The sequence below is a fragment of the Nonomuraea sp. NPDC049480 genome, assembly GCF_044465905.1.
GTDB lineage: Bacteria > Actinomycetota > Actinomycetes > Streptosporangiales > Streptosporangiaceae > Nonomuraea.
In genome coordinates, this window is record NZ_JBITMD010000003.1 from 83929 (window position 1) to 107756 (window position 23828).

21 protein-coding genes are annotated in these 23828 nt (G+C 71.2%); 7 read left to right on the plus strand and 14 right to left on the minus strand.

What is annotated here, in order from left to right:
* Window positions 1-25: 25 nt before the first annotated feature.
* From ACIBX3_RS10130 to ACIBX3_RS10165, 8 genes are all read right to left on the minus strand, one after another.
* Entirely contained in the window at window positions 26-559 is a 534-nt protein-coding gene (locus ACIBX3_RS10130) for a 2,4'-dihydroxyacetophenone dioxygenase family protein (RefSeq protein ID WP_397115195.1), read from the minus strand.
* Between the two features lie 214 nt (window positions 560-773).
* Window positions 774-998, minus strand: coding sequence for a hypothetical protein (locus tag ACIBX3_RS10135; protein WP_397115197.1), 225 nt, complete (start codon window positions 996-998; stop codon window positions 774-776).
* A gap of 542 nt (window positions 999-1540) precedes the next feature.
* Window positions 1541-2461, minus strand: coding sequence for an ABC transporter permease (locus ACIBX3_RS10140; RefSeq protein ID WP_397115199.1), 921 nt, complete (start codon window positions 2459-2461; stop codon window positions 1541-1543).
* Window positions 2458-3645: an ABC transporter permease gene (locus ACIBX3_RS10145; protein WP_397115201.1), complete on the minus strand. Its 1188-nt coding sequence runs from the start codon at window positions 3643-3645 to the stop codon at window positions 2458-2460. Before ACIBX3_RS10145 ends, ACIBX3_RS10140 begins: the two co-directional genes overlap by 4 nt.
* Window positions 3642-5294, minus strand: coding sequence for an ABC transporter ATP-binding protein (locus ACIBX3_RS10150; protein ID WP_397115203.1), 1653 nt, complete (start codon window positions 5292-5294; stop codon window positions 3642-3644). The genes ACIBX3_RS10145 and ACIBX3_RS10150 overlap by 4 nt, the downstream gene beginning before the upstream one ends.
* A 140-nt stretch (window positions 5295-5434) precedes the next feature.
* On the minus strand, window positions 5435-6829 hold the full coding sequence (locus ACIBX3_RS10155; protein WP_397115205.1) for an amidase: 1395 nt from the start codon (window positions 6827-6829) through the stop codon (window positions 5435-5437).
* Window positions 6829-7815: a BMP family protein gene (locus ACIBX3_RS10160; RefSeq protein ID WP_397115207.1), complete on the minus strand. Its 987-nt coding sequence runs from the start codon at window positions 7813-7815 to the stop codon at window positions 6829-6831. The genes ACIBX3_RS10155 and ACIBX3_RS10160 overlap by 1 nt, the downstream gene beginning before the upstream one ends.
* A 626-nt stretch (window positions 7816-8441) precedes the next feature.
* Entirely contained in the window at window positions 8442-9086 is a 645-nt protein-coding gene (locus ACIBX3_RS10165) for a GntR family transcriptional regulator (RefSeq protein WP_397115209.1), read from the minus strand.
* Between the two features lie 121 nt (window positions 9087-9207).
* On the opposite strand from ACIBX3_RS10165, the gene ACIBX3_RS10170 reads away from it, so the two are divergent.
* The 3 genes from ACIBX3_RS10170 to ACIBX3_RS10180 are packed head-to-tail and all read left to right on the plus strand — an operon-like array spanning window position 9208 to window position 11788.
* Window positions 9208-10245 (plus strand): acetamidase/formamidase family protein, encoded by a 1038-nt coding sequence (locus ACIBX3_RS10170; protein WP_397115211.1) that lies wholly within the window; start codon window positions 9208-9210, stop codon window positions 10243-10245.
* On the plus strand, window positions 10242-11462 hold the full coding sequence (locus ACIBX3_RS10175) for an amidase family protein (RefSeq protein WP_397115213.1): 1221 nt from the start codon (window positions 10242-10244) through the stop codon (window positions 11460-11462). Before ACIBX3_RS10170 ends, ACIBX3_RS10175 begins: the two co-directional genes overlap by 4 nt.
* On the plus strand, window positions 11459-11788 hold the full coding sequence (locus ACIBX3_RS10180) for a hypothetical protein (protein ID WP_397115215.1): 330 nt from the start codon (window positions 11459-11461) through the stop codon (window positions 11786-11788). The genes ACIBX3_RS10175 and ACIBX3_RS10180 overlap by 4 nt, the downstream gene beginning before the upstream one ends.
* Before the next feature lie 243 nt (window positions 11789-12031).
* Here the strand turns inward: ACIBX3_RS10180 and ACIBX3_RS10185 are convergent, their stop codons facing one another.
* Genes ACIBX3_RS10185 through ACIBX3_RS10200 form a run of 4 tightly spaced genes read right to left on the minus strand, consistent with a single transcriptional unit; the run spans window position 12032 to window position 18660 of the window.
* The gene (locus tag ACIBX3_RS10185; RefSeq protein ID WP_397115217.1) at window positions 12032-14404 is read right to left on the minus strand and encodes an acetyl-CoA acetyltransferase; all 2373 of its coding nucleotides are present in this window, start codon (window positions 14402-14404) and stop codon (window positions 12032-12034) included.
* Window positions 14405-14425: 21 nt separating this feature from the next.
* Window positions 14426-14746, minus strand: a complete 321-nt coding sequence (locus ACIBX3_RS10190) for a hypothetical protein (RefSeq protein ID WP_397115219.1) — start codon at window positions 14744-14746, stop codon at window positions 14426-14428.
* A complete protein-coding gene (locus ACIBX3_RS10195) occupies window positions 14743-16191 on the minus strand; it encodes an aldehyde dehydrogenase (protein WP_397115221.1) in 1449 nt (482 codons plus the stop codon). The genes ACIBX3_RS10190 and ACIBX3_RS10195 overlap by 4 nt, the downstream gene beginning before the upstream one ends.
* A gap of 36 nt (window positions 16192-16227) precedes the next feature.
* On the minus strand, window positions 16228-18660 hold the full coding sequence (locus ACIBX3_RS10200) for a CaiB/BaiF CoA transferase family protein (RefSeq protein WP_397115223.1): 2433 nt from the start codon (window positions 18658-18660) through the stop codon (window positions 16228-16230).
* Between the two features lie 281 nt (window positions 18661-18941).
* On the opposite strand from ACIBX3_RS10200, the gene ACIBX3_RS10205 reads away from it, so the two are divergent.
* Window positions 18942-19889 carry a LysR family transcriptional regulator gene (locus ACIBX3_RS10205; protein WP_397116366.1) on the plus strand — a complete coding sequence of 316 codons (948 nt, stop codon included), beginning with the start codon at window positions 18942-18944 and terminating at the stop codon, window positions 19887-19889.
* Between the two features lie 173 nt (window positions 19890-20062).
* On the opposite strand, the gene ACIBX3_RS10210 is transcribed toward ACIBX3_RS10205, so the two are convergent.
* Complete coding sequence (locus tag ACIBX3_RS10210; RefSeq protein ID WP_397115225.1) at window positions 20063-20365, minus strand: hypothetical protein; 303 nt, start codon at window positions 20363-20365, stop codon at window positions 20063-20065.
* Here ACIBX3_RS10210 and ACIBX3_RS10215 point away from each other — a divergent pair.
* Complete coding sequence (locus tag ACIBX3_RS10215; RefSeq protein WP_397115226.1) at window positions 20343-20477, plus strand: hypothetical protein; 135 nt, start codon at window positions 20343-20345, stop codon at window positions 20475-20477. The genes ACIBX3_RS10210 and ACIBX3_RS10215 overlap by 23 nt on opposite strands.
* A gap of 76 nt (window positions 20478-20553) precedes the next feature.
* Window positions 20554-21453 (plus strand): hypothetical protein, encoded by a 900-nt coding sequence (locus tag ACIBX3_RS10220; protein ID WP_397115228.1) that lies wholly within the window; start codon window positions 20554-20556, stop codon window positions 21451-21453.
* On the opposite strand, the gene ACIBX3_RS10225 is transcribed toward ACIBX3_RS10220, so the two are convergent.
* Complete coding sequence (locus ACIBX3_RS10225) at window positions 21454-22404, minus strand: sulfotransferase family protein (RefSeq protein WP_397115230.1); 951 nt, start codon at window positions 22402-22404, stop codon at window positions 21454-21456. It lies immediately after the preceding gene.
* A 157-nt stretch (window positions 22405-22561) separates the two neighbouring features.
* On the opposite strand from ACIBX3_RS10225, the gene ACIBX3_RS10230 reads away from it, so the two are divergent.
* Window positions 22562-23824 carry a lanthionine synthetase LanC family protein gene (locus ACIBX3_RS10230; protein ID WP_397115231.1) on the plus strand — a complete coding sequence of 421 codons (1263 nt, stop codon included), beginning with the start codon at window positions 22562-22564 and terminating at the stop codon, window positions 23822-23824.
* The last annotated feature ends 4 nt before the right edge of the window (window positions 23825-23828 follow it).

Sequence of the window (23828 nt, forward strand, 5' to 3'; positions counted from 1 at the left end):
CACTTCAAGGGGGGTGCGCCGCGGCTCAGCGGAACAGGGAGTCGACGTAGTCGGCGCCGATCCCGACCTTCTCGTAGTGCTCGCGGCACATCTTGATGTAGTCGTGCACGTCGAAGAAGCCGTCGGGGTCGCCGTGCTCGTCCAGCCAGATGAGCGGGCCCTTGACGATGAAGAATGTCTTCATCGGCTCGTCGCTGTCGTAGGCGATCAGTGTGTGCCCCTCGCCCGGGGCCTCGTAGACGAAGTCGCCCGCGGTCGCCGTCCAGGGCCGCTCCAGGTAGCCCCACTTGCCGGAGATCGTGTACGCGAACACCTCGTGCGGGTGGTAATGCCGGTTGACCAGCCCCGCCTCCTTGGCGCGCAGGATGTCGGCCCAGCTGTTGTCCTTGACGTTGATCCACAACGGTCGGGAGCCGACAGTCTCGGTGAACGGCACGTAGTAGCGGTCGTCGTCGGTGGCCACCTTGGACAGGTAGACCTCGGGCAGAGCGTCGGGGCGGAAGGAGTTCTCGATCGGCTTGAGATCCTTCCAGAACTCTCCGGTAGGCATGTCGGGCATGTGAACGGCCCCTTTCGTCGCTTGTTTCCCGGAAGTGAATCCTGGAGGGGCCGGTGCCGTCTTTCCCGTGGAAGACCTGGCCGCTTGCAGATTCCGGACATCCGCCGGCGGCGGGCACGATCAGGCTCGCGCCCGCCCGGCACGGTCGCGACGTTCGGGTAGGCCGGCATCGAGGTCTTTCACGCATGCCAACGCGACTGCTGACCACCGGTGGTCAGCTGGTCGAGCTCAGGGTGCACCTCTCCCAGCCCTCGTGCCACGCGCAGCGCGTGCGGTTCTCCACGCCGGATGCCGCGATCGTCATCCGGACGGCCGACAAGCCCACAAGCCGATGCTTTGTCTCGACGCTGCCGCTGACACTGACCTGTGATGATTTCGCCGGCAGGAGAAGGTCAGCTACAAGGTACTTCGCCGTGGCGCCCACGTCGTGGAGGTCCATGATGAGGTTCCTCGCGAGTTGGGTGGTCCAGGCTGCGGTGGAATGGGCGGTGGCGCTGAGGACGCGGTCGCGCTGAGGTGCGGGCTCGGTGTTCGGCCAGGCCGTTTCGGGCGGGATGCCTTGGCGTGGTGGCGGCGTAGTAGGTCGCGGTGCCAGCGTAGGACGGTGTCCGGGGGGAGACGATCAGGTGGAGCTGTCGCAGCCTGAGCCGGGGGAGGCGGTGGAAGCAACGCGGCGAGGAACGCCCGGTCGGATCGGGTGAGGCGTACGACGGCGAACAGGCTCGTGAGCGCCAGGCAGGGCAGTCGCAGCAGCACCATGCATCATCCTGGCGTACCCCGCCTCGTGGTCTTCAGATGTGTCGAGAACCGGCAGGTCACAACCCATGGATAGGGGTTTCGGCACCTACAGGGCAGCCGGGGTGGGCGCGGCGGGCAGGACCGCTCTCCCCCTGGCCAGGCCGCGTGGGCCCGCCGGACCGCGCCGCTCGTCTTCGGATAGGTGATCTCCGCCGGATCCCGGGCGGGTCAGGATCGGCGTCATCAGGCACGGGCCTCTCGGACGAAGGGCAGGGTGAGCGCGGACGGCGACCGGCTGGCGCCGGTCAGGCCGCTGACCGCGAGCAGCGCCAGCAAATAGGGGGACATGACGAGGACGGCCGTCGGCAGATGGATGCCGAACGCCGGGGCGGCGAACTGGAGGGCCTGGGCGACGCCGAAGAACAGGCAGGCGAACAGGGTCGGCCAGGCCCGCCAGCGCCCGGCGATGACCGCGACCACGGCGAGGTAGCCCGCGCCGGAGGTGAGGTTCTCGGTGAAAGCGTGCACGTCGGAGAGGGCCAGGTGCGCCCCGGCCAGCGCCGAGGTCAGGCCGGTCAGCAGGACCGCGCCGTAGCGGAGCGCGGTGACGGGCAGCCCGGAGCGGTCGGCGGTGGCGGCGTCCTCGCCGATCGCGCTGACCGCGAGGCCGAGGCCCGTCCGCCGGCCGAACAGGACGGCCAGCGCGGCCACCAGGGCGAACGAGACGTAGCCGAGGGCGGTCTGCTCGAACAGGGCGGGACCCAGGAACGGGATCTCGTGGAGCAGGGGGATCTTCACCGGGTCGAAGCCCGGCACCGACCGGTCCTGGGTGAAGATCAGCCGGGTGCCGTAGGTGGTGGCGCCGAGCGCGAGCGCGTTGGCGGCGATCCCGGTGACGATCTGGTCGGCTCTGAGTGTCACGCTGAGGACGGCCTGAAGGAGCGCGACCAGCAGCCCTGCGGCGAGCGCGCAGCCGACGCCGACCAGGGCGCTGCCGCTCTGGTGGGCACCGACCGCCCCGGCGAACGCGCCGGTCAGCATCATGCCTTCGACGCTGAGGTTGAGGACTCCGGCGCGCTCGCTGACCAGTTCCCCCGAGGAGGCCACCAGCAGCGGGATGGCCAGGCGTACGCCTCCTTCGAGCAGTTCTCCCACTGCGCTCACCGGGCGGTCTCCTTTCTGAGGATCATCGCTCCGGCGATGACGATGATGAGGACGCTCTGGACGACCTGGACCGAGGAGGCCGGTACCCCGGCCGCGAGCTGGAGGTTGATCCCGCCGGAGGCGAGCATGCCGAACAGCAGGGAGATCCCGGCGACGGCCGTCAGCGAGCGGCGGGCCAGCAGGCCGACGACGAGTCCGGCGAAGCCGTAGCCGGAGGTGAAGTTCTCGGCGAGCACATAGGGGACGGTCGCGACGAGGGCGGCTCCGGCCGTCCCGGAGAGGCCGCCCGCGGAGGCCAGCGCGCCGATCTGGAGGCGGGCTACCGGCAGCCCGAGCCGCCGGGCGGCGGGGGCCGACAGGCCCACCGCGGTCAGCCGGGTGCCGGTCGCCGTCCTGCGCAGGACGATCCCGGTGACGACGGTCGCCGCCACTGCCACCAGCACCGCGATGGTCGCCGGCGACCCGGTCAGGACGAGCAGCGGCAGCCGGGCCCCCGCTGCGAGCGGCTCGGACTGTGGCAGCGTGTCGGCCGAGGTCACGGGCTGCCGCAGTAGCCCCTCCTCGTGGACGGCCAACGAGACCAGGCCCAGCCCGACGAAGTTCAGCAGCAGCGTGGTGATGACCTCGTTGACCCCGCGCCGCGCCTTCAGCCAGGCCGCGATCGCGGCCCACGCCGCTCCGGCGCAGAACCCGGCCCCCAGCACGAGTGGCACTGCCAAGACGGCGGGTGTCGCGTCGGGCAGGTTCACCCCGACCGCGGTCGCGCCGATCCCGCCGACCCCCAGCTGCCCCTCACTCCCGATATTGACCAGCCCCGCCCGGTAGGCGACGGTGAACCCGGCCGCGATCAGAGCGAGCACGGCCGCGGCGTTCAGCGCACTGCCCAGCGCATAGGGAGTCCCGGCCATACCCTCGGCCAGCGCACCAGCGGCCTCCCCGACGGAGGCCCCGCTACCGACCACCAGTGGAACCCCGACGGCGAGCGCAGCCCCCACCGCCCCCGCATAAACCAGCAGGTCCCGCACCATCCGCCCGGTCCGCCCCGCCCGCTCGATCCGCAGAACGTTCGCGACGCGGCGGGCGAGCCAGGTTCCACCTCGGGCGCTTCGCCTGGTCAGGGAGGCGGCGCCGGGAGGCGGCTGCTGTTCGGCGCGGCCTTCGGAGTCGCTCAGGGCCCTCGTCATGAGGCCACTCCCACCATGAGATCGCCGATCTCAGCGCGCGCGCTCGGCGCCGAGCAGGGGACGGGGCCGAGGAGGCGGCCCCGGTAGGCGACCATCACCCGGTCGCAGAGGGCCAGCAGCTCGGACAGCTCGCTGGAGACGACCAGCACGGCCGCACCATCCTCGGCGGCGCGCCGGATCCGGTCCAGGACTGTGTCCACCGCGCCGAGGTCGAGGCCGCGCGTCGGCTGTGCCGCCACGAGGAAGCGCAGCGGACGGATGGCCAGTTCCCGGGCGAGGACCACCTTCTGCTGGTTGCCGCCCGACAGCGTCGCCATCGCCGCCGCGGGCCCCGCGGCCTTGATGCCATGCCGCTCGATCACCCGAGCCGCCTCGGCGTGCAGAGCCTTCCGATCGAGCAGCCCTCGCCGCCGGAACCGCGCCAGCTCCCCGAGGAAGAGGTTCTCCGCGACGCTCATTCCGGGCACGCACCCCTCGTGATGCCGATCCTCGGGAATCACCCCGACCCCGGCCGCGGTCCGCCGTCCCGGACCGACCCCGCTCAGCTCCACTCCGCCGACGCTGAAGCGCCCCTCGGCATCCAGCGCCCCGCTCAGAAACGCCACGAGCTCGCTCTGCCCGTTGCCCTCCACCCCCGCGATCCCGACGATCTCGCCGGCTCCGATCCGCAGGTCGACTCCGTCGACTGCCGCACTCCCATCTCGCCGGACGACGCGCACCCCCTCGATCGCAACCCCGGCCAACGCCTCAGCCTCAGCGCCGCCCGGCCCCGAGCCTCCGGCCGACGCGACGGCGTCAGCGCTACGCGAGAGCGAGGACTCGGACGACGCGGCGGCGGGAGCGTGCCGCGGGGCCGGGGATGCCGAGGGGATAGCCGGCAGGGACGGGGCGGGCAGGTCGAGGCCGGCGGTGAGGAGGGGGTTCAGGTCGGTCAAAGGGCGGCCGAGCATGAGGGAGACGAGGTGGTCGCGGCCCAGGCTGGTGAGGGGGCCGGTGCCGGCCACCCGGCCGCCGCGCAGGACTGTGGCGGTGTCGCCGGCGGATTCGATTTCGCCGAGTTTGTGGGTGATGAGGAGGACGGCGTGGTCGGCGGCGGCGATTCTGCGGCAGGTGGCCATGAGGGACTGGACTTCGGTGGGGCCCAGGACGGCGGTGGGCTCGTCGAGAAGGATCAGGCGGGGAGAGCTGAGAAGGGCCTTGACGATTTCCACCGACTGGCGTTCGCCTACGGGGAGGTTGGCGGCGCGAGCGGTCAGGTCGACCGACAGGCCGTAGGAGGACTCGATCTCGGCTACGCGAGCCTTGAGCTCTCTGGTCGGGAGGCGGAGGCGCAGGCCATCGCGGAGCAGGAGGTTCTCGGCGACCGTCAGGGTCGGGACCAGGCTGAAATGCTGGTGGACCATGGCGATGCCATGCTTCAGTGCATCGGCGGGGCGGCGCGGGCGGTAGGGCTCGCCGTAGAGGCGCATCTCGCCCTCCTCCAGCGCGGCCGCGCCGTAGACGAGATTGCAGAGCGTCGACTTCCCGGCGCCGTTCTCGCCCAGCACGCAGTGCACCTCACCCGCGCGGATCATCAGATCGACGCCGTCCAGAGCGCGCACGTTGCCGTAGGTCTTGCCGACGCCGGTCAGCTCCAAGGCAGGATTCATCAGGCACTCCCTTAGCGGTGTTAGGGCCGCTGGCGGCCATGCCCCGAGGGGCGCTCCGGCTGACGCCGGCCGCGACGCGGCCGCGGTGCGCCGGGCAAGAGGGAGCTCGGTAACCTCGTCGCGGCGGGCTGACCGCCCGTTCACAGGACCGGCCAGGGTGCGGCCTCTTCGAAGGCGAACGCCGCGTTCAGGACGTCGAGGTCGGCGAGATGCCGGCCGACGAGCTGGATCCCGACGGGGAGACCGTCGGCGGTGAGTCCGGCGGGCAGCGAGATCGCGGGCTGGCCGGTCAGGTTGAGCGGGAGCGTCATCGACAGCCACGCGGACGGGTCGACGTCGCGGCCGTCGATGACGGTCGGGCCGATGTTCCCCGGGGCGAACGCCGTGACCGGCGAGGTCGGGGTCAGCAGCAGGTCGAAGCGTTTCATGTGGGCGGCCATGGTCCTGCAGACGCGCTGCCGGACGGCGCGGGCGTCGGTGAAGTCCTCTGCCGTCCAGGGCCGGTCGAGCAGGTTCCTGAGATAGGGAGCCGGCTCATGTTTGAGCGCGAGTTCCCGCAGACCCCGCAGATCGGTCTCGTTGGCGATCATCGCGCCGAACGCGGCGAACGGATCGGGAAAGCCGGGATCGGCCTCCTCGACCACGCACCCGAGCCCCTCGAAGACCTCGGCGGACCGGCCGGCCAGCACCCGGATCTCCGGTTCGACCGCGGCATAGCCCCAGTCGTAGGAGAGCCCCACGCGCAGGCCGTCGAGCGGACGCCGGGTCACGGTCGCCGAGGCGGCAGGCAGGCTGAAGCGGTCGCGAGGGTCGGGGCCGGTGAGGACCGCGTAGGCGAGGGCGGCGTCGGCGACGGTGCGGGTCAGGGGGCCCAGATGTTCTAGGGCGTCCCAGCTCGATACGCCAGGGAGCCTTTCGTCCTTGCATCCGGGGTAGGCGGGGATGCGGCCCATTGACGGCTTGAAGCCGACCGTTCCGCAGAGCGCGGCGGGGATCCGGATGGAGCCGCCGCCGTCGCTGCCGAGCGCCAGCGGCACCAGTCCGGCCGCGACCGCGGCGGCCGAGCCCGCACTGGATCCGCCGGGGCTCAGCGCGGTGTTCCACGGGTTGCGGGTCGAGGGGAAGATGAGGTTGTCGCCGACCGCCGCGTACCCGAACTCCGAGGTGTTGGTCTTGCCGACCACGATCGCGCCGGCGGCGCGCAGCCGCTCCACCGCGATGTCGTCCTCGTCCGGGACATGGTCGCGGTAGGCGGCCGACCCGAACGTGGTGCGCAGGCCCCGGGTACAGACGAGGTCCTTGATACCGACCGGCACCCCGGCCAGCGGTCCCGGGTCCTCGCCGCCGGCGATCCTGCGCCCCAGATCGGCGGCGGCCTTCCTGGCACCCTCGGCGTCAAGGGTGCAGAAGGCGTGGATTTCGGGCTCGATGCGGGCAGCGTGCGCGAGGAACTCCTCGACCAGGTCCATCGGGGCGAGGCCGCCGGTCCGGACCTGCTCGGCGACGGCCGCGGCCGTCAGCGGGCGGGCTGCCATCAGCTCGTCTTGATCTTCCCGGCGGCCAGGTCGGCGCTGATCTGGTCGATCTTGGCGGTGACGGTCGCGTCGGCTCCGCAGAGCACGATGCCGGAGGCGCCGGTGCCCGAGCCGAGGCCGAACGGCTTGGCCTCGGCCTTCCAGGTGCCGGCGACCAGCTGCTTGACTCCGTACTCGGTGGCGAAGCCGATGTCGGATTTGGTGAACCCGGCGAACGCGGCGTCGGTGGAGCACTGCTGGACGAGCGGGCCGCCGAGTACCTTGGTGCCGGTCTCCTTGGCGCCCTGGAGCATGCCTTGTAGACCGCTGTTGAGGATCTGGTAGAAGACGTCGCCGCCGGCGCCCGCGTCGGCGGTCACGGCCTGCTTGGCTTTGGCCACGTCGTCGAAGTCGCCGGTGTACTGCGGGGGCAGCACGGTGATGCCGGGCCTGGCGTGATTGGCGCCCGCCTCGAACTGCTTGGCCACGGCGACGATCGGCGGGATCTCCAGGCCCGCGACGAAGCCGACCTTGCCCTTCTTGGAGATGAGCGCGGCATAGGCGCCGGCGAGGAACGCGGCGTCGTCCTGCTTGGGGTCGTAGGCCGCGAGGTTGGCCGTCGGGGTCGGCGGGCCGCCCACCTCGACGAACTTGACGGCCGGAAACTGCTGGGCGGCGCGGCGGACGTCGGCGTCGGTCTGGCCGCCGATGGAGATGACGAGCTGGGAGGTCTGGGCGAACCGGACGAGGGCCTGCTGGTAGTCGGCGGGCGCGACCTTCTCCACATAGGTGATCTCCACCTGTCCGCCGAGGTCCTTTTTGATCCGCTCGATGCCCTCGTAGGCGGACTGCATGTAGCCGGCGTCGGAGATCGAGCCGGGGATGAGGACCCCCACCTTGGTCTTGCCGGAGGTCGCGGCGTCCGTCTTCTCGGCGGAGCAGCCGGTGGCGGCGAGGGCTAGGACCGACGCGCAGATCGCGGCCGTGCGCAGGGTTCCAAGGGCCATGTCGGTATCTCCATCGGGGGGTGCGAAGTAGCTGGCGAGCAATGTATACAATCGCCGCGTTTCCCTGCGGGGAGCGAAATATTGCCGGTGTGTTTCGGGCCCACCTCCAGCAGGCGGACCGACGACCAGGCCGAACACCCTCATCAGGGGCGCAGCACCGCGGGCCGCAGCCGTCGCGACAGCCGCCGGCCCGCGGCCGAGCAGGCACGCCGGCCCGATGATGAGGACAGCCAGTCAGTTCACGCTTGCGAACAGGACGGACACCAGCATGGCGACGGTGTCGACGACCAGCGACAACAGCGCCTTCACGGCATTGAGGTACTGGACGTCGGCACTGACCCGAGCATGAGGACGGTCGGCAGGATGATGCCGAGGTCGCCCACGAAATCTGCGTCGTATACAGAGCGTCAGGAAGATCCCCGCAGCGAGCGGCAGGCCCCCGTCCTCCCTGTCCCCAGGCTCACCAGCAGCCGGGAGAGCAGCAGCTGGTCGGCGAATAGGGCCGCGCCCCGAGGGCAGCAGGGTGCCGCCGCCTGCGACGGCGTTGCAGAGGCCCGCCAGATGGCCGGCGCCGGCGAGGAGGAGGGCGCGTCCTCAAGGTCATCCCAGGATCGTATACACCCGTTTCAGCGGCAGGGCCGCCGACGGTAGGCGGAGGTCGCCTGGGCGATGTGATCGGCGACCACCCGGCGGACGCGCTCGGGGTCTCCCGCCTCCAGGGCGGCGCAGATCTGCTCGTGCTCGTGCCAGGAGTCATGGGCGCGGCGCGGCAGCTCGACCGCGTAGACCCAGGCGATCTTCTGGCTGAGCTGGGTGATGAGATGTCTGAGGGTGGTGCTCCCGGAGGCCTCGGCGAGCACCTCGTGGAAGCGGCTGTTGAGCCGGGTCACCTCGTCGAGCCGGCCTTCGCCGACGGCCTCGAGCCCCAGCGAGGTCAGCTCCTTCAGGCGGCCGAGCTGTTCGGGGGTGCGGCGGAGCGCGGCTCGGGCGGCGCCGAGGGGCTCCAGGAGGGCACGGATCTCCAGGAGGTCGGCGGCCTCGTCGTCGGAGAGCTCGGCGACGAAGGTACCGACATAGGGGCGGGACAGGACGAAGCCCTCGGCCTCCAGCGTGCGCAGCGCCTCGCGCACCGGAACCCGGGAGACCCCGTACCGCTCGGCCAGGCCCTCCTCGGTGAGGCGCTGACCAGGCAGGAAGGTGCCGCGGATCACGTCGTCGCGGATCGCGCGGCACACCTGCTGCGGCGACATCCTGCGGGTGCTTGCGCTCACATTCCCCCTCGCGGCCTGGCGCTGCTCGCACCTGGATGGTTGTATACGACCATTCTCTGCCGATGATCGGAACCCTTTGACGAACCTACTACAGCCTGGTCGCGGCGCGACATCGGGCGATGTGTACCTTCCGGCCGAGCCTGGCGAGGTCTCCTGGGGCCTGCTGCCGAACGCGGTCAGCCCGCCGGTCAGCAGGGTCGTCTCGGGCACGGTCGTGTGCCTCGACACGATCAGCCATGAGGGCCTGCTGGAGGATCAAGGGCGCGACCCCGCCGCGTTCTTCGCCGCCGCCGGGATCGGCGCGGTCCTCGACGACGCCGCGGAACTGGCCCGCTCCGGGACGCACGACCCGCTCGTCCATGGACCGCACGTCGTCACCGGGCCGATCGAGGTCGAGGGCGCACTGCCGGGGGACGTCCTGGAGGTCGAGATCCTGGAGCTGCGGCGGCGCGCCCCCTACGGAGTCATCAGCAACCGTCACGGCAAGGGCGCGCTGCCCGGCGAGATGCCCTTGGCCCCGGACGGCTGGGATCCTGCCGTCCCGGTGCCGCCGGTCTGCACGATCGCGACCGTCGAGGGCGGCCGGGGGGCGATAGCGGTCGGCGACGGCCGCCGCCTCACCTTCCCGCTCCGCGAATTCCTCGGCATCATGGGGGTCGCACCCGCCACCGGCAGGCCCGTGCACTCCGTTCCGCCCGGTCCGCATGGCGGCAACCTCGACGTCGGCCCGCTGGGCGTCGGAGCCCGGCTGTTCCTGCCCGTCCAGGTGTCCGGAGCGATGTTCTACGCGGGCGACCCGCACTTCGCGATGGGCGACGGCGAGGTCGCACTGACCGCGTTCGAGGCCCCGCTGCGCGCCACCCTCCGGCTGACCCTGCACTCCGACGCCGCCACTCGTTCCCTGGCCGCCGCGCTCGCCGCCCCCTACGCCGACACCGGCGCCGAGCATCTCCTGCTGGGCCTGGACGAGGACCTCGACGAGGCGGTCCGCAAGGCCACCCGGTCCGCGCTGGCCCTGCTCGGCGCCCGATACGGCCTTCCCGCGCCTATTGCCCTCGCCTATCTGAGCGCCGCCGCCCACCTGCACGTCTCCCAGGTCGTCGATATCGTCAAGGGTGTTCACTTCGCCGTTCCCAAGCCCACCCTGGAGTACCTTTGACCGCGGAATCCGCCTTCGTCCCCTGGCTGCCCGTCTCCGAGGCGGCCGCGGGCCGCCGGCTGGCGGTCAAGGACGTCATCGACGTCGCGGGCCTTCCCACCGGAGCGGGCCATCCGCGCTGGCGCGAGACCCACCCCGTTCCCGGCCGCGACGCCGAGGCCGTCGCCCGCCTCCGCTCCGCGGGCTTCACCGTGATCGGCAAGACCCACACCGACGAACTCGCCTACAGCCTCGCCGGCACCAACGCCCACTACGGCACGCCGGAGAACCCCGCCGCCCCCGGCCGCCTGCCCGGCGGCTCCTCCAGCGGCTCCGGCTCGGCCGTCGCGGCGAACCTGGCCGACCTGGCCCTGGGCACCGACACGGCCGGCTCGATCCGCGTCCCCGCCTCCTACACCTCCCTGATCGGCTTCCGCCCCACCCACTCCCGCGCTCCCCGCTCCGGCATCGTCCCCCTTGCCCCCTCCTTCGACACCCCGGGCCTCATCGCCCGCGACCCTTCCCTCCTCCGCACCGCCGCGACGGCCCTCCTCGACCCGCCCGCGAACCACTCGGAGCGGGTGCCGAGGCCAATAGGCCCTCCGGTCCACCCGCGAGCCGCCGTCACGCCCGCGGATCGCGCGCCCGGGTTCGAGCGGGTGCTGGTGCCGGCGGATCTGCCGGTCGGTGCGGAGGTGCGCGACGCCGTGATGGCCGGTGCCCGGGCGCTCGGCATCGAGGTCGAGGAGGAACCGCTGTTCGGTGGGGCGGAGGGGTGGGAGGGGGCACGGGCGGCGTTCGCGGTCGTCCAGGGGGCCGAGGCGTGGGCCTGCCATGGTGAATGGATCCGGAGGGAACGGCCTCGCTTCGGGCCCGGCGTCGCCGCGCGCTTCGCCGCGGCGGAGGCGATCAGCGCCGATGAGCACGCCGAGGCGGAGGAGGCCCTCAAGGAGGTGGCCGATCTCCTGCACCGGGTGCTGCGGGCAACCGTGGTCGCCCTGCCGACGACGCCGGTGCCCGCGCCCCGGCTGGGTGCGGCGCCGGCCGATCGGCTCGCGGTCGTCCGGCTGACGTGCCTGGCTCCGATCGCGGGGGCGCCCGCGCTGAGCCTGCCGGCCCTGACGGCCGGAGGGCTTCCGCTGGGGCTGTCGCTCACCGCATCGCCGGGACTCGACGAATGCCTGCTCGGCCTCGCCGGACAACAATCTGGGGGTCTTCCTGGCGGAGGCGGGCCTTGATCGCCGAGGTTCGTCCCGCTGACGGACGCAGTGGCGTCATCCGCCTGTGCGGTGCTCACCACCAGCGCCCGCACAAGCAGCTCGACGTGCTCCAGATGGCCGACGAATGCCCGCAGCGTGTTGACGATCGTTGCGGCTCGCTCGATCTGACGGCTGACACTCTCAAGGCCGTACCGCAGTTGACCGCCGGCCTCGCCGGCCAGCCGGCCGTTCGCCACCAGGGACTCGGTGCGCGCCCGGATCCCGGCGAGAAGTTGCCGGCCGCGGCGAGCGGCTGGCCCAACTCGTGGGCAATGGCCATCGCCATGTCACCCATCGCGTTGTAGCGCGCCAGATAGTTCTCGCGATGCTGCTCCAGTTCTCGCCGCGCCTCCCCGCGCACCCGGGTCGGAGGGCAGCCATGACCGTGACGCCCTTGAGTTCGTCGGCGACGCCGATGACGGCGCAGCTGAATTGTTCCCTGATTTCTGTGTATGCCCGGGGGCACCCTCATAGGGAAACTCTTGATTCCCGATGACGTCGTCGCGGCGGACCAGGGTCGCGGATCATGCTCGCCGCTGCTCTCCGTCTCAGCGGTTGCGCCACTGAGGGCGGCGCTTCTGGGCGAAGGCGGTGATGCCCTCGATGGCGTCCTCGCTGACCATCAGCTCGTCGAGCGCCTGCGACGGATGGGTGACGGCATCGATCACATCGGGGATCGCCTGCGTCTCGTCCATGATCTGAAGGGAGGCCCGGATCGAGGTGGGCGATCCCTCCAGGATCTCCCGTGCGAGCTCGCGGGCACCCTCCAGCGCTCGCCCCGGCTCGGTCACCCGGTTCACCAGACCGTGCTCCAGGGCTTGCGCCGCGGTGAGGCGGCGGCCGGTGAGGATCATTTCGCCGGCCAGCTTCTGGGGCAGTGCCCGAGGCAGCCGCACCAGCCCGCCCGCACCGGCGACCAGGCCGACCTTGACCTCGCTGAGCGCGAAGAGCGCGGTGGCGTCGGCCACCACGAGATGGCAGGCCAGGGCGATCTCGAAGCCGCCGCCCATCGCGAAGCCGTTCACGGCCGCGATGACGGGCTTGCGCATGCCGCGGCGGGCGGTCAGCCCCGCGAAGCCGTTCTTCGGCACCCACATCGGCTTGCCGGAGGCCGAATACCGCAGGTCGTTGCCCGCCGAGAACGCCTTGTCGCCGGCGCCGGTGAGGATCGCCACCCACAGGTCCGGGTCGGCGAAGTAGGCGTCGAAGACCTGGTCGAGCTCGTCGTTGGCGGGCGGGTGGAGACTGTTGCGGCTTTCCGGCCGGTTGATGGTGATCTCGAGGACGTGACCGTCGCGGCGCACGTGCACGTGCTCGTAGTCGTCGCGGAACCCGGCGGGCCTGGCCGGGAACAGCTCCTCCATCCTGGTGTCGCTGACCGTCGCGCGGTTGCCGAAGCCGAAGGAGCGGACGTACACGCGGCAGCCGATGGCCTCGCCGCCGCCGAGCAGGTCGAGGATGTCCTCGTCGCCGTCGGCCGTCATCGCCAGGAACCGGCGGCCGTCGGCCTCCAGCCGCCCGATCACGATGCCGGTACGGCCACCGCCGCGGTCATGTTTGACGGTGCAGGTCTCGATCGTGCCCCAGCCGTCGGCGTGGACGGCCTGCTCGACGGACGGCCAGGCGTCGATCTCGGCCTGGAGGCCGGCGCTGCCGTCCGGGCGCCACTCGGCGGGGCTGGTCGAGTAGACGCCGACCGAATACTTGCTCAGGGTTCCGCCGTTCGCGCCTATCAGCCCGTAGGCGCCAGGCTGATCGCGAAGGCCCCGGACGGTCTCGGCTATGGCGTGCATCGAGTAGTTGTTGCCTGCCCCGCCGAAGAACGGCAGGCCCCCGGTGACGGTGAGGCCGCGCGGATCGTCGGCGGGCAGGCCGAGTCCGTCGCAGATGTTCGACACGGCGATGGGGAAGCAGCTGTACAGGTCGATGGTGGTCAGGTCGGACACGCCGATCCCCGCGAGTTCCAGGGCGTGCCGGGCGGCCAGGACGGCGGCGGGGCTGAGGCTGAGGTCGGCCCGGTCGAGCAGGTCGCGCTCACGCAGGTCCGCGTGCCCGTGCAGGAACACCCACTTCTCCTCCGGCACGCCGAGCCGCCGGGCCGTGGCCACAGACATCAGCAGCACGGCCGCGCCCTGGTTGACCTTGTCCCGCGCGACGAGGAAACGGGTGTACGGCTCGGCGATGAGCCGGTTGTCCGGCGTGGGAGTGACGAGCTCCTCGGCGCTTCGCTCCGTGGGCGCGGCCGCGTGCGGGTTGGCCGCGGCGATCTTGGTGAAGGGCGCGAACAACGCCCCCATGTCGGCGGCGTACTCCTCCTTGCGCTGCTTCAGCCTGGCCCGGCGCGCGTTCTCGAACAACGCGTACTGACTGGGCGCGTCCGTCAGACCATGGGTGACGTGCAGCTGGGAGACCAGGCCCTTGAGGCCGTAGCCGCGGTCCTCCAGGTCACCTTCGACGTTCTCGCTGAAGTCCGGCTTGTTCTCGGCCTTGGCGAGGTGCTGGATCGTCGAGATCGCCTCGGATCCGACGATCAGGGCCGCCTGGGACGAGCCTGCCGCGATCGTCGCGGCGAGCTCGTTGACCAGGTGCTGCGGGGACTGCCCGCCTGCCACGTCGAGGATCGCGCGACGGGGGTCCGCCCCCACTCGCCGGGCGACCGAGCGGGGGTAGTTGCTGGACTTGCCGAGCGGGGCGCGGGCGCCGGGCGTGGAGATCTCGAACTGCCGCACCCCTGCCACGGTGTCGATGGCGGAGGCGACCGCCGTGACGTCCGCGCCGGTGTCGGCGATCGCGTCACGAGCCGCGGCCGCGGCCAGCTCGACGGGGGAGAGCTGCCGGTATCCGGGCTCGCCGAGCCGTTCGGATGACTGCCCGGCGCCCACGAGCACCGGCGTCCGGGGGTCGATCTCCTGCAAGGCCATGTTCTCGCTCCAGCGCATTTCTCAGAAGACCAGGACGGGTTCGACGGCGACGCCTGCCCGCGCCACCGCCTGCCCGATCTCCTCGAACGGATAGGTGATGATCAGCTTCTCCACCGGCAACGAGCCGTTGGCCCGCATGCGCGGGAGTCTGGGCAGGAAGCCAGCGGGCACGGCGTCCCCCTCGATGGAGCCGCGTACCGTCTTCCCGCCGGCGATCAGGTCCTGCGCGTCGATGGCGACCATGCGAACGAGGATCTCCCCGTCGTCCGGCTCGGCCAGTTCCACCTCTTCCAGGACGAACGGTTGCCGCGGGCCCCGCGGCACGGCGGCAGTGATCTTCACATCCCCTCCCCGGGTACGAAGATGGACTTGGTGCGGAAGTAGGCCGCCAGGCCCTCGGGCCCGTATTCCTTGCCGATGCCGCTGGCCTTCCACCCGCCGAACGGGGAGCCCGGATCGAGGGTCCACATGTTGAGCCCGATGCTGCCGGTCTCGATGCGGCGCGCCACGGCCAGCGCGTGTCCGGTGTCGGAGCTCCAGACGCTGCCGGCCAGCCCGTAGTCGGAGTCGTTGGCGATTCCGATCGCCTCCTCCTCAGTGTCGTACGGGATCACGCACACGACCGGGCCGAAGATCTCTTCTCGGGCGACGCTCATCGCGTTGTCGACGTCGGCGAAGACGGCAGGCTCCATGAACCAGCCCCGCGGCCGGTCCGCCGGCCTGCCGCCACCGGTCACCAGGCGTGCGCCTTCCGACCGCCCGCTCTCGACGTAGGACTCGACGCGTTCCCGCTGGCGCCGGCTGACGAGCGGGCCCATCGTGGTGGACGGGTCCAGGGGGTCGCCGACGCGGAACGACCGTGCGACGCCGGCGAGGCCGTCCACGACCTCGTCGTACCGCTCGCGCGGCGCCAGCACCCGGGAGTTGAGGAAGCAGGACTGGCCGGCGTTGACGAAGGACAGGAAGCCCAGGCCCTGGATCACCTGGGAGAGGTCCGCGTCACGCAGTACCACGGCCGCGGACTTGCCGCCCAGCTCGAGGGTCACCGGCTTGAGCGCCTCGCCGCAGATGGCGCCGATGGCGCGTCCGGCCGGAGTCGAGCCGGTGAACGCCACCTTGTCGACTCCCGGATGCCTGACCAGCGCCTCGCCGGTGTCCCGCCCTCCGGTGAGGAGGTTGACCACTCCGGCCGGCAGGCCGGCCTCGGCCACCGCCTCCATGAGGAGCCGGCTGTCGAGCGAGGTCTCGGGGGCGGGCTTGAGGACGACCGTGCAGCCGGCGGCGAGCGCGGGCGCGAGTTTCATGGCGGTCAGGGCGAGAGGGTAGTTCCACGGCACGATCACGGCGACCACGCCGACGGGTTCGCGCTGGATGCGGACGTGCCCTTGATAGGACAGCGCGGTGCGGGTCTCGTCGTCGAAGCCGGCCCGGGCGAGTGCGGCGTAGTAACGCAGGGTCCCGGCCAGGGCCGTGACGTTGGCCTGCTCGGACAGCGCGAGCGGCATGCCGTTCTGCCGGGACACCAGCTCGCTGAGCTCCTTGGCCCGGCTCTCGACGGAGTCCGCCAGCCGTTCCATCAGCTCGGCACGCTCCGCCGGCGCCGTGGCCACCCACGGTCCTTGGGCGCGGCGGGCGGCCTCGACAGCGCGGTCGACGTCCTTGGGGCCGGCGTCGGCGATGGCGCCGAGCGGCTCCTCGGTGGCGGCCTCGATGACCGGAACGGTCGTCGTGGCCAGCGGCTCGGTCCACTCCCCATCGATGTAGAGGGTGTGGTCGTGCACCAACATGGATATCTCCTGTTCGCTGTCGCGCCTGATTTCGGCTCAGGCGCGAGAACCGCCCTCTTCCAGTGCGCCGGCGCGCAGCAGCTCCTCCATCTCCGGCTCCGGCAGGCCCAGCCACTCCTGGCAGATCTCCCTGGTGTGCTCCCCCTGCAGTGGCGCGGGCCCGAGGAGGGGGTCGGCGACGTGCTGGAACCGCGCGGGACGGGCCTCGGTCAGCAGGCCCTCCGCACGGCCAGGCTGGTGAAGGACGGTGAGGAAGCCCCGCGAGGACAGGTGCGGGTCGCCGGGGTAGTCGGAGACGCGCAGCATGGCGCCGGCCGGAACTCCGGCCTGCTGGAGCAGCTCCATGACCTTGCGGGGCTCGTGGCCACTCGTCCATCGCACCAGGGCCGCCTCGATCTCCTCGCGTCGTTCCAGGCGTCCCGCGGCGGTCGCGAGCTCCGCGTCCTCGGCCAGGTCGGGACGACCGATCACGGAGCACAGGCGCTCGAAGTCCTTACGGTCGCGGACGTCGATCGCGCACCATTCGTCGTCGCCGGCGCACGGGTACACGCCTTGCGGAGCATCGGTGGTGCCGCCTCCCGCGGTCAGCGACCCGGGATTCAACGACTCGGCGAGCAGCAGGTCGGCCATCGCGGTCAGGATGACCTCGGCCTGAGAGACGCCGACCGTGCCGCCCTCGCCGGTCCGCCGGCAGCGCACGAGCTGGGCGAGGACGGCGGTGGCGCAGACCCGGCCGACCAGATGGTCGGGATAGATCGTCGTCGCGTCGCTGAACCCCTCCGCCACGTCCGGGTAGCGCCACAGCGAGGTCAGCCCGGTCGAGGCCCGGACCAGCGGGCCGTAGCCCATGCGCTTGCTCCACGGGCCCCAGGAGCCGAACGCGCTGCTGTCCGCCATGACGATCTTCGGGTTGATCGTCCGGAGATCGTCGTACCCGAGTCCGAGCGACTCGAGGGTGCCGGGCTTGAAGTTCGACAGCACCACGTCAGCACCGGCGACCAGCCGCTTGAACAGCGCGACTCCCTCGGAGCAACGCAGGTTGAGCCCGAGTCCGCGCTTGTTGCGATGCCCGGAGACGAACGAGGCGGTGATCGCCTCGCCGGTGAGCGACTGGCGGCTGCCGTCGGGAAAGGCGCGGTTCTCGACCTTGACGACGTCGGCGCCGAAATCCGCGAGCAGCCGGCCGGCCTCCGCACCCGCCACGATCACGCCGAGGTCGAGGACACGCACCCCGCTCAGCGGCTGCCGCCGTCCCTCGAAACCCTGGTCGGGGGAGCTCGCAGGTTGCTCGCCGCCGTCCCCGGAGTGGTCCAGCTCGGCGAAGACCTCGGCGTTGTGCTCGCCGGGCAGGGGCGCCCGGCGCCGGAGTCCCGCCCGCACACCGTCGAGCTCCAGAAACCCCGTGGGCACGCGGCCCGTGAGGCCGGGGGTGACCTCGACGTCGGCCAGCGCCCCGCGCTCCGCGAAGTGCCCGGCGTCCAGCACCTCCCGTGGAGTGAGCACGGCGGCGATCGGCACGCCGAGCCGCTGCCCCTGCTCCACGAGTTCGTCCCTGCTCTGGTCCCGGAACAACTCCCGGATGTAGGCATGGATCTTGTCCGCGGCCATGAACCTGGCGCCGAGCGACTCGTACGCCGGGTCGGAGAGCTCTTCGGGCTCGCCCAGCCAGGCCCGCATGCCGCGCCACTGGCGGGCGCTGAGCAGGCATACCCGGACATGGCCGTCCGCGCAGGCGAAGATCGGGTACAGGTGCCTGCCGTCCGGACGCCCTCGGGGCAGATCGGTGGGACGTGTCCCGCCGGTCGCCGAACCGCCGATTCCGTAGCCCGGATCGAGAACCTGCGCGACAGCCTCGCTGACGGAGAAGTCGATGTGGTCGCCGCGACCGGTCGCCAGGCGGTTGAGGTAGGCCAGGAGCGCGGTCCAGGCCGCCTGGTACGCGGCGGCCTCCGTGGCCAAGGAGCCCGGCGGCAGCAACGGAGCCAGACCCGGCAGCCCGGAGCGCGAGAGGACGCCGCCCAGGGCCAGATGCACGCGCTCGGTGGCGGTGTACCCGCTGTAGGGGCCGGTCTGCCCGAAGTCGGAGATCGACAGGATCACCAGAGCGGGGTTGCGGGCGGCCACCGCACCGAAGTTCACGCCCTGGTCCGCCATATCGCCGGGACGTCCGCCCTCGATCCAGACATCGGCGGCGTCCAGCAGCGCCAGCAACCGATCCCGGTCCTCCGAACGGATCAGGTCCAGGGTCACGCCTCGCTTGCCGGCGTGGTGCGTGGCGAAATGCAGGCTCGTTCCCTCGTGCAGGGGCGCCAGCCGCCGTGCGTCGGCGCCACCCGGCGGTTCCACCAGGATCACGTCCGCTCCGAGATCCGCGAGAAACCGGCCGGCGGTCCCTTCCCTCCCGGCCGTCGTGTCGACCACGCGGACCCCGAGGAGGGGCAGGGAGCAGGAGTTTCCGCTCTCAGACATCCGTCATCACATTCCTTCCGGTCACCGGCCGTCCCTTAACGCGTTTCGGGCATGCGCGAGCAGGCCCGTTGGGCATGTCGAGGAGAGGACGGGGCGATGAGGTGACGACCCCGGTTCGGCGGGCCGCCCGAGTTACCGCGAAGTCAACGGCGCGTCTCGTACGTACAGGGTCGCATCACCGTCATCTCGCTGACCATGGCCGATTTCCGAACGTGCACGTTTCCGGAACCGCAACGTGTGAAGTTCTCGTGAAGTGCGGAAAGTGATCCAGAGGTTTGGATGTGATCTTCTGTGAATGGTTTATTGGCCAGGTGGACATCCAGCAGCTTCGCTACTTCGTCACCGTCGCCGACGAGCTCCATTTCGGGCGCGCGGCGGAGCGGCTGCGCATCAGCCCCTCGCCGCTGAGCCGCCACATCCGGGCGCTGGAGCACGAACTGGGAGCGGAGCTGTTCCTCCGCCGGTACCACAACGTGCAGCTCACCCGCTTCGGCCGGGACTTCCTGGAACACGCTCGCGATGTCGTGCGGCGTTTCGATGCGCTGAAGGGCCTCTCCCGCGACCGGGACGCGTTCGCCGAGCGACGCTGCCACATAGGAGCGACCCCGTTGGCCGCACCGCAGATTCTCGACGCCGTGTTGTCGGCCTTCCACGAGACGGCCCCCGAGACGGAACTGCCGGTGACGCTGGAGTCCACAGCGGACTTGCTGCCCAAAGTGACAAGCGGTGGCATCGATCTGGCGGTGGTGCATCTTCCCGTGGAAGAACCGCGCCTGCACGCCTTGCCGCTGGGACAGTCGACCTTCGCGGTCGCTGTGCGGGCCGACGACGTCCTGGCCGGCCGCTCCTCCGTATCCCTTCGCGACCTGAAGGGCCGCAAGGTCCTCACCACCTCCCGCAAGGTCCACCCCACGCTTTTGGGAACGATCCAGGAAGCCATGATCGAGGCCGGAATAGTCCGGATCATGGAGATCCCCAACGATCCGGTCCAGTCCATCGCGCACATCCTGCACACCGGCGCGGTTGCGCTGACGCTCACGGGGAGTCATCCGTCGGCGCGCCTCCTCTACGACACGCCCGCAATCGCCCTCATCCCATTGGATGAGCCGCGCATGATCCTCACGGCCGGTCTGGTGTGGGATCCGGCGACCGAGAAACGACTGCCCACCGTGGGCAAGGTGCTCGCCGTACTGCGCGGTAAGTATGGCGAGCACCTCATGACCCTTTGAGGCAGCGGAAAGCCTTGCCTCAACACTTCTGCCGGTGCGTGGCGGCGGCCGCCCGTCCATCGGCGGGCGCCGACCGGTCCAGTATCAAGGTCTGCGACGGCAAGAAGGATGATCGTGTCGCGCAAGAGCATGGCGGCGCGAGATGGCGCCCGAACTTCCTGCCGCCGCGGAGCTTATTCCCATAGGGGGAGTGGGCGGCCGGCGCTGTTCTTCATTGCGGCGGTGTAGAGCGCCTGTGCGGCGGCGACATCCTGGACGGCGGTGCCGGTGGAGTCGAAGACCACGAGGTCGCCAGGGTGTTCGCGGCCGGTCTTCGTGCCCAGGACGATCTCGCCGAGCTCGGCCTTGACCGGTGTCTGCGGGCGGTGGTGCAGTTCGCCGACCGCGGCGCACTGGTGGGTGACATCGGTGACCAGGGTTGCGGCGGCGAGCAGGTCGTCGTGGAGTTCGCGTTTGGCGGGCGCATCTGAGCCCACCGCCGCCATGGTCGAGGCCGATCTTCCGCGCCTGCCGGAGGTGCTGGAGCAGTGGCACACCGCGGTGGCGCCGCAGGTGAGGGCGGCGCTCACGGATGCCGCCAAGGCGTGACGGCGGACTCAAAGGAAACGTTCAAAGGGAGGCCTCGTCCGTGCCCAGCTCCGTGCCATCGCCTAGTCTCGCGACCATGTCGATCGACGAGAACGCCGTCCTGCTCCCTGACCCTGATCGCGCCGTGGTCGCGATCGAGCCGCCCGCCGCGGGGGAGGGGTACTGGGCGGGCGCGCCCAGCGCGGTGGCCGTGGACGGGCTGATCTATCTCGCGTACCGGCTGCGCCGCCCGGTCGGGCAGGGCCGCGGGTACGCCGTCGTGGTCGCTTGCTCGGCGGACGGTGAACGCTTCGAGACGCTGACCAGTGTCACACGTGAGCAGATGGACGCCGAGTCCCTGGAGCGGCCCTCGCTGGTACGCCTGCCGGACGGGCGCTGGCGGCTGTACCTGAGCTGTGCTACCGCCGGCACCAAGCACTGGCGGGTGGAGGTGCTCGAGGCGGCCGATCCGGCGGCGTTCGATGCGCGCTCGCGCGTCACCGTCCTGCCGGGCGATCCGAAGACCGGGGTGAAGGACACGGTCATCGTACGGCGGGATGGTGTGTGGCACCTGTGGGCCTCCTGCCATCCGCTGGCAGATCCCGACGAGGCCGACCAGATGGTAACGGACTACGCCACCAGCGCCGACGGCTTGGAGTGGACCTGGCACGGCACCGCTCTGAGCGGCCGTCCAGGTCTGTGGGACGCGCGCGGCGCCCGGGTCAGCGCGGTGCGTTTCGATGACGACCGAGTGACGGCGTTCTACGACGGGCGGGCGAGTGCGGCGGAGAACTACGAGGAGCGTACCGGCATCGCCGTCGGCACGGACCCGGCCGCGCTGACTCCGCTGGGCGAGGCGCCCGCGACGGAGTCGCCGCATCGTGGCCGGGGCCTGCGTTACCTGGAACTCGTGGACCTGCCCGGCGGCGGGGTCCGGCTGTACTACGAGTACACCCGCCCGGACGGCGCCCACGAACTGCGTACCGAACTGCGGTGATCAGGACCGGCGGCCGTTGCGCGACTGCCGCTGCCCCGGCGGCCGGGCGCCGACCAGGCCGCCGGAGCGTTCGCGGGGGCGGAGCCAGTCGCTGAAGTCCTCCCCTGTGACGCGCTGGAGCAGCCGGATGTCCTCGGCGAAGTACGGGATGAGCTGCTGCCGCTGCTCCCAGGACAAGGGCCGGCGAGCCGGGCCGCGGCGCTGGAGCAGAGCCTCGACCGGCATGGCCAGGGCGGCGGGCAGACGCCTGCGCAATGACGACAGCATGAGGTGCCGGGCACCCTCGGCCGGGTGCGCAGTCACGTTCTCCCTGGCAACCTCGGTGAGCACCCCTTGGCGCACGCCGAGGAAGGCGCAGATCCGATCCAGCGTGGCGGCGGGCCGGTCGACGATGTCCCGGTAACGGAAGATCAGCACCTGGTCGCGGGGGAACAGGCCGAACAGATGCTCCAGCTGTTCGCCGTACCGGCCCAGCCCGACGTAGTGCCAGAAGTGCCCCCACCCCTCGGCGCTCCGCAGCTGCTCGGCCTGGCACGCACGCACCAGGTCGCCGATCGGCTCCAACCCGGCCGACCACAGATGCGTCCAGTTGGAGTGGGCCCGCTCGACCGGGTCGCGCAGCGTCAGGATGAGCCTGACGTCGGGGATGGCGGCGTGGATGCGCCGCTGAGCGGCCAGATCATAGAGATAGAAAGGCGTGGACTCCCCGGTCAGGGTGCCCGGGGGCGCTTCGGCGAACAGCGCCTCGTAGTCCGCGCGCCGCCAGATGTGCTCCTGATAGGTCGCGGCGTCGCCGGGTCCGCCTCTGTCGGGCGGCGGGCCGTCGGTCAGGAAGAACTTCGGCTCTTTGATCGTGGACAGATAGAGCTCCGGATGCTGCTGCAGCGTGCTGTGCAAGGCGGTCGTCCCCGCTTTGGGTACACCGGCGATCAGGAAATCAGGCAGGGACACTGTGTTCCTCCCGGCGTTCGTCAGGTAGCCCTATTTTCCTACCAGAAGTATGGGATACTCAAGTATGGGTTTGGACAGGACTCGCTCGCCGAGCGAGCGTGCCGAGACACCCCTGACCGCCGCCATCCTGGCCGGGCGATGGATACGCTCAGCCGCCGTGGATGACGAGGGCGGGAGGCGCTGGAGGGCCAATCCGGATGCCCGGGGCCGGTCGGCGCTCGCCGCCGCCGAGCCTGCCTCGCTGTACGCCGGGGCGGCCGGGATCGTCCTGTTCTTTCTGGAACTGGCCGCGGCCACCGGGCACGAGGCGTACCTGGAGGACGCCCGCGAAGGTGCTCGCTACCTCGCGACCACCTGGCGGGACCAAGCCGACTTGTCGCTCTATCACGGCCTGACCGGCACAGTCGTCGCGCTCATCGAGGCCGGGTGGGCGCTCGGCGACGGCCGCTTCGAGGAGGAGGCCGTGGCCGCGGCCGACCGGATCGTCCGCGCGGCCCGCCCGACGGACGGCGGCCCCGGCTGGACGGGAGATCCCGCCCAACGCGGCGACGGCGGGATCGTGCTCGGGCTCTTGCGGGCCGCCACCGCGCTGGGCGTGCCGGCGTATGAGGAGATCGCGGTGGCGGCGGGGGAGCGCATCTCCGGGCTGGCCGTGCCCGGACACCGGTTCGGCGACTGCCCGGACCTGCCCGTGGACGCGGTCACCCCGGGATTTCTCGCCGGCACGGCGGGGACGGCGTTCCTGCTGGCCCGCCTGTACGGCCTCACCGGCGAGCGGCGCTTCCTGGAGGCGGCGGACCGGGGCGCCGGCTTCGTGCGCGAGGTCAGCACCGTGACCGACCGGTGCGCCGTCGTGCCGCACCACGTGCCGCACGAGCGCACGCTGCACTATCTGGGCTTCTGCTCGGGCTCGGCGGGCGTGGCCCGGATGTTCTACGAGCTGTACCGGGTGACGGGTGCCCCGGGGCACCTGGAGTGGGTGGAGCGCCTGGCCAACGGCATCCTGCAGAGCGGAGCGCCGCGTCGGCGCACGCCCGGGTTCTGGAACGTGGCCTGCCAGTGCTGCGGCACCGCTGGGCTGTTGGAACTGTTCACCGGGCTGTGGGCGGTTACGGGGAAGGACGCCTACCTGGCCTTCGCCCGCGGGCTCGCCGAGCATCTCATCGGCTCCGCCAGCGACCCCGACGGCCGGGGCCTTCGCTGGTACCAGGCGTATCGGCGGCTTCGTCCCGGCGAAGTGAGTGCGGACACCGGCTACATGGTCGGTGCGGCCGGCATCGGCGCGGCCCTGCTGCACCTCGATGCCGCCATGCAGCCGCGTCACGCACGCCGGGTCATCCTCCTGCCCGACAATCCGTTCCCCGCCATCCCCGTGCCGCCCGGCCGGCTACGTGACGAGAATTACCCTCTAAACCAGTAGGGAA